The following is a 15,173-nucleotide window of genomic DNA, read 5'->3' as shown; positions in this document are numbered from 1 at the left end:
GCGCACCGCGCACCACTCAGGCCCTCGCCGGGCGCGGCCCGGCGGGGGTTTTTTATGCCTGCCAGACTCTCATTCCCATGAACAACATCACCCCTCGCCTTCTTGCCGCTGCGTTGACCGCACTGGCACTGTCCAGCTGCGCGCTTGCGCCGGGACAGCACCTGCGCCGCAGCGACGTCGCCGTTGACCGCAAGAGCGGCGATGGTCAGCTGGAAATCGTCACCATCACGCCGAAGCTGATCGCGCAGGAAAACGCCGCGCGTACGCAGAATTCACTGCCGGCTGCATTGTTCGATTACCAGCCTGCACCGTACACGGTCGGCGCCGGCGACATTCTCTATGTCACCGTATGGGATCACCCGGAACTGACCGTGCCGGCCGGTCCCCAGCAGCAAGGCGCTTTGGCAGGGCGCCTTGTGCAGAGTGACGGCACGATGTTCTACCCATACATCGGCAAGGTCACAGCTTCAGGCAAGACGCCGATGCAGCTCCGCGAGGAGATCAGCACCCGCCTGGCCAAGTACGTGGAATCGCCCCAAGTGGACGTATCCGTCCTCACCTATGGCAGCCAGCGGGTCTGGGTGACAGGCGCTGCCCAGCGATCCTCGCCGATTGCTCTGGGCACCTCGCCGCTGACGCTGGCGGATGCGATCAGCCAGTCCGGACTGGACAACCAGCAGGCCGACTTGTCCGGCATCCAGCTCAGCCGGGAAGGCACCACTTACACGATCAATCTGGAAACCCTGGCCCGCGAGTTCGGCGGCCGCCAATTGCTCCTCAAGGATGGCGACTCCATCTTCGTTCCTTATCTGGATCGCAAAGAGATCTTCGTGGTGGGCGAAGTCAATCAGCCCGGCGCCTACAGCTTCCGCACGGGCGATGTCTCGTTGAACCAGGCACTGGGCCGTGCTCGCGGCCTGCTTCAACAGACCGCAAACGGCAACGCCGTGTATGTCATCCGCGGCAGCACGGACCTGCAGCAGGAGCCGTCGATGGTCTATCAGCTGGAGGCGCGCTCGCCGACCGCATTTGCTGCCGGCAGCCAGTTCCATCTACAGCCGGGCGACGTGGTATTTGTCGGCGCAGCCGGCGTCAGCCGTTGGAATCGCTTCGTAAATCAGCTGCTGCCCTTTACCAATATCCTGTACAACGCGGCGCGTACTGGAACCGAAATCAAGGACAACTGACATGGCTCGCATGGATGCGGCTTGCCACTGCCCAGCACATCGGGCCCGTGGCGCGGTGTTGCTGGTCATCGTCGCCGCCCTGCTGCTCACCGGGTGCACCACCGGCAGCCGTTCCACAGTGGACACCTTCCGGCTGATCACCCATCGCCCGGCACAGGCGACCGCAGAAGGCGTGGCCAACAACCGCTTCCCGCAGATGCAGGTAGAAACTCCTGACCTCACCGCAGTGGCGGTGTTGGGCTACATCGATGGAGGCCGCCAGCAGTGGTTCGCAGGCTCACATGCGGTGTTCGAAATGGACGCTCACGGCCTGCTGCTGGGTGGCAGCGGCCTGGGGCAGCAATGGCATGCGCGTATCGACGGCCCTTCGCCGTTCGAGGACCTGCGTACAGTGACCGCGCCCGTTACGGTGCAACGCCGCTATGACTGGGTTCCCGCCTACCAGGTCGACGTCGCCGTGACCGGCACACTGAGCAGGGGTGCACTGGAGCAGGTAGACATACTGGGTTCGCGTCGAACCCTGCAGCGGTTCGACGAGCGGCTACAGGGCGGCGGAATGAGTGGCCGCAATGTCTACTGGGCAGATCCGGTCACGGGCTTCATCTGGAAAAGCCGACAACATCTGGCACCCGGCCGCGTCGCAGAACTGACCCAGCTCAAACCCTATCGCACGGCCAAGGATTGAGCCATGACGTTCAGATTTCTCAACCCGGCAATCCTTGCCGCGCTGTTTGCTGCCACTGGCGTCCAGGCCGCGCAGATACATATTGAAGGTGCCGTCGAAGCAGCCGGGGAGTACGAGCTGAGCGCTGGCGCCCGTCTGGCCGACGGGCTACTGCTAGCCCGCCCAAACACCGACGCCTACCTACTGGGGACAAGCCTCGAACGCCCACATGCCCTGCAGGCCCAAGTGCGGCTGCGCGCGGGGCTGCAGTATGGCGTCGGGCAGCTGGCAGAGTCTGCCGACGCACAGGTAGTGACGCTAGCGCAGGCATTGCAGACCTGGCTGGAGACACATCCGGCCACCGGCCGGACGCCCATCGCCGGACCCGCACGACTGATCCAGGTCCAGCCCGCGAACAACCCGATACTAGTCACAGGCGATAGGCTGCGGTTCCCACTGCAGCCACGCACGATCACCGTCATGGGCGCAGTGGAGCAGGAATGCGAGCTGCCGCACGTCCCGCAGCGCGATGCGCGCGACTATATGGGTGACTGTCATCCCAGTCCTCTTGCTGACCGCAACGATATTTACGTGATCCAACCCGACGGGCGAATCCAGCAGCTGGGTATCGGCCTGTGGAACCGCGCAGATCCCCAGGCTGTCGCGCCTGGAGGTACGGTCTTCGTGCCCGTACGTGCGTCCCTCATCAAGCATATCGACCCGCTGTTCAACAGCGATTTCGCCACGTTCATCGCCACCCAGCCCATCAATCCGTGATGACCCAGCCCTGCCTGCGCGCGCCCCCGGTGCGCCCCGCCCGTTTCGCACTGAGCGCGCTCGCCTTGTCGCTGTCCTGCGCGCTGCATGCACAGGAGGCGCCGCCACCCACCGCCAACGAATGGGGCGGGATCGGCCTGTTGCAGACGCCTACCGCGCGCATGGCAAGCGACGGAGACCTGAGCTTTACGGCGTCATACAACGCTCCGTACGCCCGCTATAACCTGACCATGCAGCCATTCCCATGGCTGGAGGCGTCATTCCGCTACATCAATGTCAATAACTTACTGTACGGGCCCAGCGTTGCAGGCGATCAGCATTACAAGGACAAGTCGATCGACTTCAAACTGCGCCTATGGCAGGAATCACGCCTGCTGCCGGAGCTGGCCTTTGGTGTGCGCGATCTGGGTGGCACTGGATTCTTTTCCAGCGAATACCTGGTTGCCAACAAGAATTTCGGTCCGATCGATGCGTCGATCGGACTTGCCACCGGCTACATTGGCAACCGCGGCGACTTCTCCAATCCACTCGGCGCTATCGATGATCGCTTCAAGGACCGCCGCTCCATTGCCAACAGTGACATCACCCAGTCCGGCAAGTTCGGCCTGAGCAACATGTTCAAGGGGCCAGTTGGCGTTTTTGGCGGCATCACCTACCAGACGCCCATGGATGAGCTGCTGCTCAAAGTCGAATACGACGGCAACGACTACCGCCGCGAACCCCGCAACAACAACCTGCGCCAGCGCACGCCCGTCAACGTGGGCCTGGTCTATGTGCCAAACCGCAACGTAGAGCTGACTGCAGCCTGGGAGCGCGGCGACGCGGCGATGTTCTCGCTCACCCTGCGTGGCAACCCGGGCAATGCGCCTGCTGCACCGAAGCCGTTCGACCCGCCACCGCAGCGACTGCTGCCCGAGACGGCCGCCGTCGATCAGCGCGCATCAGTTGCCAACAGCGACGCTTCTGGTGCCGCACCTGGCACCAGCACCGATTGGGCAGCGATCAGCACCGAGCTGCAGCGCAATGCCGGCTTCCGTGTCGAACGCATTTCGCGCCGCGGCGACGAACTGTATGTCGACGGTTACCAGACCCGCTACCTGCATGCCGCCAAGGGCCTCGGACGCGCCACGCGCATTCTTGCCAACGCGACCGGCGATGACTACAACTGGTTCACCCTGCGTACCACCCGCGTGGGCATGCCGATCGCCGATCAGTCGATCAACCGCGAAGCGTTCGCGGGATACCTGGATGGCACGGTCAGCGAAGACGTACTGCGACGGAGCACGGAACTGCAGGCGCCTGACGCGCGCGCGCGCGAAACGCTTTACACACCCAAGCGCAACCCGTTCGGCGGCGGCTTCAACATCGGCTACCGGCAGAACCTTGGCGGCCCCGATGGCTTCATTCTGTACCAGGTCGCAGCCAACTATACGGGCAGCCTGTTCCTGCGCGACAACATCTGGCTGACCGGCACCATCAGTGCCGATGTCACCAACAATTACCACAAGTTCAAGTACAACGCCCCAAGCCGCCTGCCGCGCGTACGTACCGACATCCGCCAGTACCTGACCACCTCCGACATCATGCTGCCCAACCTGCAGGCCAACATCGCCGGGCGGCTGGCACCGGACCTGTATGGCATCGCCTACGCAGGCTACCTGGAGTGGATGTATGCTGGCGTCGGCGGCGAACTGCTGTATCGCCCAAGCGGCGAGCGCTGGGCGGTTGGCGCAAATCTCAACCGGGTGCAACAGCGCGACTATGACCAGCACTGGGGCCTTCGTGACTACCGCGTCACCACCGGCCACGCCACGTTCTATTACGCCTTCGACGCCCGTGAACGCATCATCGGCTCGCTATCGGTCGGCCAGTATCTGGCCGGCGACAAGGGCGCCACTCTGGACCTGGCCCGCGTATTCGACAACGGCGTGACAATGGGCGCGTATGCGACCAAGACCAATGTCTCGGCGCGCGACTTTGGTGAGGGCAGCTTCGACAAGGGTATCTACTTCAGCATTCCGCTCGATGGATTCCTGCCACGCTCCACGCGTGGCCGTGCGGCCTTCAATTGGAACCCGCTGATCCGCGATGGTGGCGCCATGCTCGGCCGCAAGTACGGCCTGTACGGCATGACTGGTGATCGCGACGAGCGCTTCTTCTACGACAATCTGCGTAACGTCGGGGAATGACAAAAGCCGGGAGCCTGGCGGCTCCCGGCCATTCGTCTGCAGCGCAACTTCAAAGAGCTTGTGCAATCAAAGGTAACGCACCCAGCTCTTCACCCCCTCATCCATCAGCGTGTAGACGTGCTCGAATGCAGCACGCTGCTGGCGATAGGGATCGGGAATCTCGCGATCGGACTGCCACTTTCCCAGCAGGAAGGTCTTGCCCGACGCCTCCGGCGCGATTTCGATGATGCGATGGACATGCTTGCGCTCCATCACCAGCACCAGATCCGAAGCTGCCAGGATGCCGCGGTCGATCTGCCGCGCACGATGGCTGCTGCCATCCAGGCCATGCTCGGTCAACAGCGCCTGCGCGGTGGCATCCACACCATGATTGACCAGGGCCCCCAGCCCGGCCGAGGACACCGTGATGCCCCTGCCGCTCACAGCCTCACGCAGCATCACTTCCGCCGACGGACTACGGCAGATGTTGCCGACACACACAACCAGAATATTCTTGAACACGGACAACGGCTTCCATCAATTCTTCAATACATGGCACGCAACACCTGGCCGCCCCTACAGACCGGGCACTTCCATCCGAGCGTGCCGCCACATGCCGGCAGCAGCCTCGCCTAGTATGCCGATTTCTGGCCCAGCACTTTGAAGGCCGTCATCAAAATGATCCGTACGTCCAGCGTCGGACTCCAGCGCCGGATGTAATCAATGTCGTACTGGACCCGCTTCTTCATCGAGCGCAACTCCGGTGTCTCACCACGCAATCCGTGGACCTGCGCCCAGCCGGTAATCCCCGGCTTCACATAGTGGCGATGCATGTAGCGCTCGATCACACGCTCGTAGTGATTGTTATGCTGAATCGCGTGCGGTCGCGGCCCAACCACCGACATGTTACCGCCCAGCACATTGAAGAACTGTGGCAGCTCATCCAGGCTGCTGCGACGCAGGAACGCACCGAACCGGGTCACTCGCGGATCACCGCGCGTCGCCTGGGTGATCTGCCCGGCGCCCTCTGCATGTACGCGCATGGAGCGGAACTTGAGCATCCAGAATTCCTTTCCGCCCAGTCCATGGCGCTTCTGGCGGAACAGCACCGGCCCCGGAGAACTCAGCTTCACACCAATGGCCAACACGGCAAACAAAGGCGCCAGCAGGATTACTGCCACGCCTGCAACCATGATGTCCTCGACGCGCTTGAACAAGCGGAATCGATGATCAACCAAGCCTTGGCGTACACCGATCATCGGCACATCACCCACCTGGTGCACACCAGGGTTCAGCGCCCCAAGGCCCGTGGTATCAGGAATCAGACGCACAGGCACCGGAAAACGCTCGATCTGCTTAAGCATGTCCTTGATGGCGCCAGCATGCCCCATCGGCAGAGACACCCATACCTGATCGAATTCGCCGCGGTGCTGATCCATGTACTGCGGGACGTCTTCCAGTCGCCCCAGCCTGCACGGCGCGTCCCCTCCGCGGCGGGTGGCGATATCGCCCGCACTGGCAAAGTAGCCGATGACGTCCTTGCCAAGCTCTGGCTTCCCGCGCAGCAGGCGATGCAACCTCAAAGCGGGAGCCCTTAGCCCAACCAGCAAGATGCGCTCGTGGTCCATTCCGCGCGAGCGCAGGCGATGCAACTGCACTCTCAGCAATACGCGCAGCGCCGCCATCGATGCCAGACCAAAGGCGTACCAGCCAATCAGCCATGTCGAGGGCACCACGTCGGCAAGCCCAACCAGCACGACGTAGAGCGAAAACAGCGCAAAGGTGGCAGACCACGCCAGCAACAGCAGCCAGAGGTCAGCGAGCAGCCCCCGGATGCGCCAGTTCCGATACAGCGGCGCCACGGAGAAACACACGATGGCGCTGAGAATCACCGCGCCAAACACGATTCGCTGGGAGGAGTCCGGCGCAGCTGCTCCATACAACACGATATGGGAAAGCACTGCCATGCCTGGCAGTAGCAACATGTCGCCCAGGCGTAGCCCCAACTCCAGGGCAGCCCGGGCTTCGACGCGGCGGCGGCCAGCCCGGGCCCGCTCTGCGGAAAGGTCTTCTACTGATCCCTGTAGCAACGCACTTCTCCATTCTCGGCTCGACGGGACGCGGAATTGTCTGCGTCCACGTGCGCGGACTCCCCAGCCAGCACGGAATCGTCGAGGTTGTGTCAATCAAATGTGGAGGAATTGTGGATGAAGTCTGGGCCAAAAGATAGGAATCCCGACTGGGCACAGGCTCGGACGAACGCCATGAAATCACCCTATCCAATTGAAAATATTGACAATTTCCAGTGTGTCAATTTGCATCAACATGCGTCATTTAGCGTCAAAAAATGAACGTCATTGCGCACTTCATGTCAGTTCACTGGCGCTCAATCCACCCCGCACCGCACCAAAGCCCAACCACCACCCTCTGCTACCATCGGCGGTTCTGTTCATCGCGTCCCCCACCTGCCCGCGATGGCGCCAAACAACGTAACGAAACACAGGAGTCTGCATGTCTTCCGAGCTGCTCAAGTCCCTTGGCCTGGACGCGATCAACGCTGGCACGTACCTGGGCAACGGGGAGTGGTCGAGCGCGACCAGTGGTGAGCTGATCACCCCGGTCAACCCGACCACCGGCGAGCCGATCGCACAGGTCCGCGCGACCACCGAGGCCGAGTACGAGACCGTCGTCGCCCGTGCGCAGGAAGCCTTCAAGGTCTGGCGCACCACGCCTGCCCCGCGCCGCGGTGAGGCCGTGCGCCTGTGCGGCGAAGCGCTGCGCAAGCACAAGGATGCGCTGGGTTCGCTGGTCGCCCTGGAAATGGGCAAGAGCAAGCCGGAAGGCGACGGCGAAGTGCAGGAGATGATCGACATCGCCGATTTCGCCGTGGGCCAGAGCCGCATGCTGTACGGCTACACCATGCATTCCGAGCGCCCCGGCCACCGCATGTACGAGCAGTACCACCCGCTGGGCCTGGTCGGCATCATCTCGGCCTTCAACTTCCCGGTGGCGGTGTGGAGCTGGAACTCGTTCCTGGCGGCCATCTGTGGCGACGTGTGCATCTGGAAGCCGTCCAACAAGACGCCGCTGACCGCCATCGCCTCGCTGAAGATCTGCAACGACGCCCTGCGCGAAGCCGGTTTCCCGGACATCTTCTTCCTGATCAACGATGCCGGCACCGCGCTGTCGGAGAAGATGGTCGATGACCGCCGCGTGCCGCTGATCAGCTTCACCGGCTCGACCCAGGTCGGCCGCACCGTCAACGAAAAGGTCGCGCGCCGCCTGGGCCGCTGCCTGCTGGAGCTGGGCGGCAACAACGCCATCATCCTGGACGAAACCGCCGACCTGAAGCTGGCCGTGCCGGGCATCGTGTTCGGCGCCGTCGGTACCGCCGGCCAGCGCTGCACCACCACCCGCCGCCTGATCGTGCACCGCTCGATCTACGCCGACGTGCTGGCCACCCTGGTCAAGGCCTACAAGCAGGTGGAAGGCAAGATCGGCGACCCGACCGATGCCGCCAACCTGATGGGCCCGCTGAACAGCGACGGCGCCGTGCAGCAGTTCCTCGATGCCATCGCCCAGGCCAAGGCCGCCGGCGGCACCATCGAAACCGGCGGCACCCGCATCGACCGCGCCGGCAACTTCGTGCTGCCGGCGATCGTCTCCGGCCTGAAGAACAGCGACGCCGTGGTCCAGCACGAGACCTTCGCGCCGATCCTGTACGTGATGCCGTACGACACCCTCGACGAAGCCATCGACATGCAGAACGGCGTGCCGCAGGGCCTGTCGTCCTCGATCTTCACCCAGAACCTGAAGACCGCCGAGAAGTTCCTGTCGGCCGCCGGCAGCGACTGCGGCATCGCCAACATCAACATCGGCACGTCCGGTGCGGAGATCGGCGGCGCCTTCGGTGGCGAGAAGGACACCGGCGGTGGCCGCGAATCCGGTTCGGATGCGTGGAAGGTCTACATGCGCCGCCAGACCAACACCATCAACTATTCGGATTCGCTGCCGCTGGCACAGGGCATCAAGTTCGACCTGTAACGCTTTCTGTAGTGCCGGGCCATGCTCGGCAGGATGTGCCATGAACACCGCAGGAAATGCAGCCGAGCATGGCTCGGCGCTACAGGGTGGCAAGCCGGTGATTGATTTCACCGGCCGCCGCGTGCTCATCGCCGGTGGCAGCAAGGGCATTGGCCGTGAGATGGCGCTGGCATTTGCCGGCGCCGGTGCGCGGGTCTCGGTCTGCGCCCGCGGCCAGGTCGGCCTGGATGCCCTGCGTGCCGATGCAAAGGTACGGGGCGTCGAGTTGCACACGTTTCCTGCCGATCTGGGCGAGGCCAACCAGATCCAGGCCTGGCTGCAGGCTGCCGCCGATACACTTGGCGGCATCGATGTGCTGGTCAACAACGCCACCGGCTATGGCATTGCCGATGACGAGGACGGCTGGGCCGCCAGCCTGCAGATCGACCTGATGGCGGCGGTACGGGCCTCGCGCCTGGCACTGCCGTGGCTGCGCGCATCCAACGATGCCTGCATCCTCAACCTGTCCTCGATCGCCGCCCAGCAGCCGCGTCCCGGTGGCGCGCCCTACGCTGCCGCCAAGGCCGCGCTGTCGCACTACACCACCTCGCAGGCACTGGCGCTGGCCAAGGACCGGATCCGGGTCAATGCCATCGCCCCGGGCTCGATCAAGTTCGATGACGGCCTGTGGGATCGCCGCCGCACCGAAGATCCCGCGCTGTACCACGGCACCCTGGCGAAGATCCCGTTCGGCCGCTTCGGCCACCCGCGCGAGATTGCCGACGCCGCCCTGTTCCTGTGCTCGCCGCTGGCGCGCTGGATCACCGGCCATGTGCTCAACGTGGATGGCGGCCAGGTGTTGATGGGCTGATACCGGCACACCGGTCGCTGCCAACCTTGGTTGGCATGGCTTTCGTCGACCAAGGTCGACGCCTACCATGGCTGACATTCCGGTCGACGCCTGCCATCGCATCCGCCGGGCATGGGATTGCCCGGGCAGAGGCACTATCATGTGCACACTGCCAAGGAGGACCCCGATGAGCGTGGCACCCCGACAGACAAGCGCCCTGGCCGTGGTCAGCCTGGTCATGGGCATCGCCAGCTGGACCGTCCTGCCCTTCGTGGCCAGCATCGTGGCCATCATCACCGGCCACATGGCCCGCGCCGAGATCCGCCGCCGCCCGCATGAACTGGAAGGCGATGGCCTCGCCGTCACCGGCCTGGTGCTGGGCTGGGTGATGGTCGGCGCCGTGATCGCCGCCATCCTGGTCTTCATCCTGTTCTTCGGCGGCCTGGCCTGGCTCGCCGCGATGTCGAACTGATCATCATGACCACTTCCGACAGCACTGAACGCTTCAGCAGCCGCGTCGCCGACTATGTCCGCTACCGGCCCGATTACCCGCCCGCCCTGTTGGAGTGGCTGCATGGCCCGATGGGCGTCAGCCACGAGGCCGTGGTCGCCGACATCGGCGCCGGCACGGGTATTTCCAGTCGCCTGTTCCTGGCCAGCGGCCATCCAGTAGTCGCGGTTGAACCCAACGCCGCCATGCGGGGCGCGGCCGAGGAATGGCTGGCACCGCAGTACCCGCAGTTCCGTGCGGTGGACGGCCGCGCCGAGGCCACCACACTGGACGATGCCAGCATCGATCTGGTCAGCGTCGCGCAGGCCTTCCACTGGTTCGACACCGTGGCGGTGCGCGCCGAGTGGCAGCGCATCCTGCGCCCGGGTGGCCTGGCACTGATCTACTGGAACTCGCGCCTGCTCGACGCCAGCCCGTTCCTGATCGGCTACGAACAGCTGTTGCTGGACTACGGCACCGACTACACCGCGGTGGCCGAGCGCTACCAGGACGACGCCACCATGCAGGCCTGGTTCGGCCCCGGCCTGCGCGGCATGGTGGAGCTGCCGAACGTGCAATATCTGGATTTCGACGCCCTGCGCGGGCGCCTGCTGTCCTCCTCCTACGCACCCCAAGCCGGTCATCCGCGCCATGCGCCGATGATCGCCGCCCTGCAGGACCTGTTCGCCGCCCACGCGGTCGACGGCCAGGTTGCTTTTGAATATCGAACCCGAGCCTTCCTCGGCACGCTGGACTGAACCGACGCATGTATTCGCTTGCCCGCCCCTTCCTGTTCTCGCTCGACGCCGAGCGCGCCCACGGCCTTGGCCTGTCCGCACTGGACCTGGCCTATCGCACCGGCACCACGCCGCTGCTGGCCGCACGCATCGCGCCGATGCCGAGCACCGTGTTCGGGCTGACCTTCCCCAATCCGGTCGGCCTGGCCGCCGGCCTGGACAAGAATGGCGAGCACATCGATGCATTGTTCGCGCTGGGTTTTGGCTTCGTCGAGATCGGCACCATCACCCCGCGTCCGCAGGCCGGCAATCCGCAGCCGCGCCTGTTCCGCCTGCCGGCGCACAACGCAATCATCAACCGCATGGGCTTCAACAATGCGGGCGTGGACGCGCTGGTGCGCAACGTCGAACGCGCGCGCAACCGTCGCGGCCTGCTCGGCATCAACATCGGCAAAAACAAGGACACCCCCAACGAACAGGCGGTGGACGATTACATTGCCTGCTTGGACAAGGTGTATCCGCTGGCCGACTACATCACGGTCAACATCTCCTCGCCCAACACCGCCGGCCTGCGTGAACTACAGGAAGAAACCGCGCTGCGACAGCTGGTCAGCCAGCTGCGTGACCGCCAGGAAGCCCTGGCTGCGCAGCATGGTCGCCGCGTGCCGATGCTGGTGAAGGTGGCGCCGGACCTGAGCGAGCGCGACATCGATGCCGCCGCCCGCGTACTGGGCGAGCTGCAGGTGGACGGCGTGATCGCCACCAACACCACCATCGACCACAGCAAGGTGGCCGGCGACCCGCTGGCCAACGAGGCCGGCGGCCTGTCCGGTGCGCCGGTGCTGGAGCAGTCCACGCTGGTGCTGCGCCGCCTGCGTTCGCGCCTGCCCGAATCGGTACCGCTGATCGGTGTCGGCGGCATCCTGTCCGGTGCCGATGCGGTGGCCAAGATGGCCGCCGGCGCGGCGCTGGTGCAGTGCTACAGCGGCCTGATCTTCCGTGGCCCGGCGCTGGTCTCCGAATGCGTGGAGGCGATCCGTCGCCGCCGCGAAGCACCGAGCCGCGGCGCGGTGGCCCCACTGTGAGCGCGCCCATGGATACCGTCGACGGCAACGCACCGCTGCGCTGGACGCTCACCCGCAATGCGCCGCTGCAGGCGCTGAACACCTTCCATGTGCAGGCCAGCGCAGCGCAGCTGCTGGAGCTGCACGATCCCGTGCTGCTGCCGGACGTGCTCGCGCTGCCCGAGGTGGCCAACGGCCCGCTGCTGGTGCTGGGCAGCGGCAGCAACGTACTGATCGCCGAGGACCTGCCTGGCACGGTACTGGTGTTCGGCAACCGTGACATCAGTTTCCTTGAACACCGCGCCGACCATGCGGTGATCCGCGCCGGTGCCGGCGTGCCCTGGCACGGGCTGGTGATGTGGTCCCTGCAGGAGGGCCTGTCCGGCCTGGAGAACCTGGCGCTGATTCCCGGCACCGCCGGTGCCGCGCCGATCCAGAACATCGGCGCCTACGGCGCGCAGGTCGGCGAATTCATCCAGGCCGTCGAGGCCTGGGACTGCCAGGAGCGGGCCTGGGTGCGGCTGGACAACGAACAGTGTGGCTTCGCCTACCGCGACAGCGTATTCAAGCAGCAGCCTGATCGCTACCTGATCACCGCCGTCGAGCTCAAGCTGCCGCTGCTGCACGATCTGCGCATGGACTACGCCGGCATCCGCGAGGAACTGCAGGCGCAGGGCGTGGAATTGCCGAGCGCGGTGGACGTGGCCAATGCGGTGATCGCGATCCGCCGCCGCAAGCTGCCCGACCCGGATGTACTGGGCAACGCCGGCAGCTTCTTCAAGAACCCGGTGCTGCCGCTGGAACAGGTCGACGTGCTGCTGCAGCACTTCCCCGAACTGCCGGTGTTCCCGTCCGACCAGGACGGCAAGCGCAAGGTCTCGGCGGCATGGATGATCGAGTCCTGCGGCTGGAAGGGCTTCCGCGAAGGTGATGCCGGCGTGGCGCCGAGCCACGCACTGGTGCTGGTCAACCACGGCAACGCCACCGGTGCTGAACTGCTGGCGCTGGCGCGACGTATTTCCGCTTCGGTGCTGGAGAAGTTCGGCGTACCGATCGAACCGGAGCCCCGCCTGCTCGGCGCACAGTGGTGAACAGCCCCGCCCTCTCCCCCAGCGCCACCCCGATGCGGGCGGCGCTGCTGATGCTCGGCAGCACCATGGCATTTGGCCTGATGGCGGTGGCCATCCGCTATGCCACGCGCTACGTGCCGACCCAGGAAGTAGCGTTCTTCCGCAATGCGTTCGGCCTGCTCGCGTTGCTGCCGATGCTGCTGCGCCCCGGCCACGCGCCGCTGAAGACCCAGCAGCTGCCACGCTATTTCGTGCGCAGTGCGATCGGGCTGGGCTCGATGCTGTGCGCGTTCTGGGCACTGGGCCACCTGCCGTTGGCGCAGGCGGTTTCGCTGTCGTACTCCACGCCGTTGTTCGTCACCATCGCTGCCGTGCTGTGGCTGGGCGAGACCGTGCGCGTACGGCGCTGGGCTGCAGTGGTGGTCGGCTTCATCGGCGTGCTGGTGATCGTGCGCCCCGGTACCGCCGGCTTCACCGCGGGCAGCCTGGTAGCGGTGGCTGCCGCCGTGCTCAGCTCGCTGGTGGCGATCCAGATCAAGCAGCTGACCCGTATCGACAGCGCCGATACCGTGGTGCTCTATACCTACGTGTTCTGGGTGCCGCTGTCGCTGCTGCCTGCCCTGTTCGTCTGGGTCTGGCCCACCGGCGTGGCGTGGCTGTGGCTGTTGGCCACCGGCGTGCTCGGCACGGTCGGCCAGCTGCTGTGGACGCGGGCGCTGCGCCTGGGCGAAGTCTCGGCGCTGACCCCGATCAGCTTCCTGCAGCTGCCGCTGGTGACGCTGTGCGGCTGGCTGCTGTTCAACGAAACGGTGGACCGCTGGACGATCATCGGCGCCGGCATCATCCTTGCCGCGAATGCCTACATCGCCCACCGCGAAGCCGTACTGTCGCGGCGTGCCGCAAGTGCAGCGGCCTCGGCAGCGGCCAAGCCCGCCGAGTAGATCCACGCCACACGTGGATGACGCTGCACTCCTCTGTAGAGCCGAGCCTACGCTCGGCTGCTCTTCGCGCCTCCACCGTTGACTGAGCGCGCAGGGTTCATCCACGCATGGCGTGGATCTACAGCGCGCGATACACCCGCTCCGCCGCATCGAACACATTGCCCGGTGCGAACTGCTCGCCCAGGTAGTGCAGCGACTGCCTGCGCAACTGCGGCGAACGCTCCTCACCGTCGCTGCCCAGCAGCACCTGCTGGAACTCGATCAGGTCCTGGAGAATGCGCCAGTGCCGGTACCAGGCGATCCAGCGCGGGTCGCCGCGGTCGCTGCCGTAGCCGTCCTCGAAGCCCAGCGGACTCTCGCGCCCCCAGCGCCCGCCAACAGCCGCACCGATGAACATCAAGTCGCGCTCGCGCGGTGCCAGCGACAGGCCATCCCAGTCAATCAGGTGCAGGCCCCCGTCATTGCCCATCAGCAGGTTGCCGGCATGCAGATCGGTGTGGCACAGATGCAGCTCTACCGGCACGTCCTGCAATGCCGCGAGCAGCTCCCGTGCCTGCGCATGCAGCGCCGCGATGCGCGCATGCTGCCGGTCCCATACCGAAACGAAGGCGCGGCCCAGCCCGTCCTTCGCGGCCGCCAGGCCCTCGCCAGCCAGCCATTGCCCAACGGTTTCCAGCGCCGCGGTTTCCAGCCGTACGATCGGCAGCGCCTGCTGCAGGTCCGCTGGCAGCTGCGCGCCGTGCAGGCGCCGCAGCACCTCCCCCAGCCGTTTCCACTGCGTGCGGCTCAACGCCGCCTCGAACCCGGACTGGCCTTCCACATAAGGGAACAGGGTGAACTGCAATCCCCAACGCTGCACCGACGCACCACCGGTCAATGCCGGCCACGGCGCGACGATCTCATCGATGCCCAGCGTGCCGCGCATCCAATGCAGGCTGTCCCACACTGCGGGGTCAACCTGGTAGGTGCGGCATTTCAACCACCACTGCCCGTGCCGCGCATCGACGCGATACACGCTGGCATTGGCGTCGGCACCCACCGGGCGTGGTACCACGGCGGTGGGGGTGATGCCATAGGATTGTTGCAGGACTTCGCCGAGATGCTGCGCCGAAGCGAATGACATGGATGCAAGCGGAAAGTGTTACCTGCCGCCACTATCGCAGATGCACTCGCCACGACACAGACATGTCCGTCACAACATC

The 15,173-nt window shown here is 65.1% G+C and carries 14 protein-coding genes; 11 read left to right on the top strand and 3 right to left on the bottom strand.

What is annotated here, in order from left to right:
* Positions 1-77: 77 nt before the first annotated feature.
* Genes N5D45_RS10780 through N5D45_RS10765 form a run of 4 tightly spaced genes read left to right on the top strand, consistent with a single transcriptional unit; the run spans position 78 to position 4,817 of the window.
* Positions 78-1,187 (top strand): polysaccharide biosynthesis/export family protein, encoded by a 1,110-nt coding sequence (locus tag N5D45_RS10780; RefSeq protein ID WP_049436285.1) that lies wholly within the window; start codon positions 78-80, stop codon positions 1,185-1,187.
* A 1-nt stretch (position 1,188) separates the two neighbouring features.
* Positions 1,189-1,872, top strand: coding sequence for a YjbF family lipoprotein (locus tag N5D45_RS10775; protein WP_057503543.1), 684 nt, complete (start codon positions 1,189-1,191; stop codon positions 1,870-1,872).
* 3 nt (positions 1,873-1,875) lie between these two features.
* Complete coding sequence (locus N5D45_RS10770) at positions 1,876-2,628, top strand: capsule biosynthesis GfcC family protein (protein ID WP_057503542.1); 753 nt, start codon at positions 1,876-1,878, stop codon at positions 2,626-2,628.
* The gene (locus N5D45_RS10765; protein WP_057503541.1) at positions 2,628-4,817 is read left to right on the top strand and encodes a YjbH domain-containing protein; all 2,190 of its coding nucleotides are present in this window, start codon (positions 2,628-2,630) and stop codon (positions 4,815-4,817) included. Before N5D45_RS10770 ends, N5D45_RS10765 begins: the two co-directional genes overlap by 1 nt.
* Positions 4,818-4,883: 66 nt before the next feature.
* Here N5D45_RS10765 and N5D45_RS10760 read toward each other — a convergent pair whose 3' ends face one another.
* On the bottom strand, positions 4,884-5,318 hold the full coding sequence (locus N5D45_RS10760) for a low molecular weight protein-tyrosine-phosphatase (RefSeq protein ID WP_029550852.1): 435 nt from the start codon (positions 5,316-5,318) through the stop codon (positions 4,884-4,886).
* A 110-nt stretch (positions 5,319-5,428) separates the two neighbouring features.
* Positions 5,429-6,781, bottom strand: a complete 1,353-nt coding sequence (locus N5D45_RS10755) for an undecaprenyl-phosphate glucose phosphotransferase (protein ID WP_228355267.1) — start codon at positions 6,779-6,781, stop codon at positions 5,429-5,431.
* 526 nt (positions 6,782-7,307) lie between these two features.
* Between N5D45_RS10755 and N5D45_RS10750 the strand changes: the two genes are divergently transcribed.
* The 7 genes from N5D45_RS10750 (at position 7,308) to N5D45_RS10720 (ending at position 13,971) form a co-directional block, all read left to right on the top strand.
* The gene (locus N5D45_RS10750) at positions 7,308-8,840 is read left to right on the top strand and encodes an aldehyde dehydrogenase family protein (RefSeq protein WP_005413146.1); all 1,533 of its coding nucleotides are present in this window, start codon (positions 7,308-7,310) and stop codon (positions 8,838-8,840) included.
* Positions 8,841-8,880: 40 nt separating this feature from the next.
* On the top strand, positions 8,881-9,690 hold the full coding sequence (locus N5D45_RS10745) for an SDR family NAD(P)-dependent oxidoreductase (protein WP_279938884.1): 810 nt from the start codon (positions 8,881-8,883) through the stop codon (positions 9,688-9,690).
* Positions 9,691-9,856: 166 nt separating this feature from the next.
* On the top strand, positions 9,857-10,141 hold the full coding sequence (locus N5D45_RS10740; protein WP_010484694.1) for a DUF4190 domain-containing protein: 285 nt from the start codon (positions 9,857-9,859) through the stop codon (positions 10,139-10,141).
* A 5-nt stretch (positions 10,142-10,146) separates the two neighbouring features.
* On the top strand, positions 10,147-10,917 hold the full coding sequence (locus N5D45_RS10735) for a class I SAM-dependent methyltransferase (RefSeq protein ID WP_099589761.1): 771 nt from the start codon (positions 10,147-10,149) through the stop codon (positions 10,915-10,917).
* Positions 10,918-10,925: 8 nt separating this feature from the next.
* Positions 10,926-11,981, top strand: coding sequence for a quinone-dependent dihydroorotate dehydrogenase (locus tag N5D45_RS10730; protein ID WP_019338469.1), 1,056 nt, complete (start codon positions 10,926-10,928; stop codon positions 11,979-11,981).
* An 8-nt stretch (positions 11,982-11,989) separates the two neighbouring features.
* Positions 11,990-13,051: a UDP-N-acetylmuramate dehydrogenase gene (murB, locus tag N5D45_RS10725; protein ID WP_057503562.1), complete on the top strand. Its 1,062-nt coding sequence runs from the start codon at positions 11,990-11,992 to the stop codon at positions 13,049-13,051.
* A gap of 32 nt (positions 13,052-13,083) precedes the next feature.
* Positions 13,084-13,971 (top strand): DMT family transporter, encoded by an 888-nt coding sequence (locus N5D45_RS10720; protein ID WP_019338467.1) that lies wholly within the window; start codon positions 13,084-13,086, stop codon positions 13,969-13,971.
* Positions 13,972-14,089: 118 nt separating this feature from the next.
* Here the strand turns inward: N5D45_RS10720 and N5D45_RS10715 are convergent, their stop codons facing one another.
* Positions 14,090-15,094 carry an aminoglycoside phosphotransferase family protein gene (locus N5D45_RS10715; protein ID WP_057503537.1) on the bottom strand — a complete coding sequence of 335 codons (1,005 nt, stop codon included), beginning with the start codon at positions 15,092-15,094 and terminating at the stop codon, positions 14,090-14,092.
* Positions 15,095-15,173 lie beyond the last annotated feature (79 nt).

The sequence above is a fragment of the Stenotrophomonas sp. GD03819 genome, assembly GCF_029841665.1.
In the GTDB taxonomy this organism is placed as follows: domain Bacteria; phylum Pseudomonadota; class Gammaproteobacteria; order Xanthomonadales; family Xanthomonadaceae; genus Stenotrophomonas; species Stenotrophomonas geniculata.
This window is presented reverse-complemented; position numbering and strand designations above follow the sequence as displayed.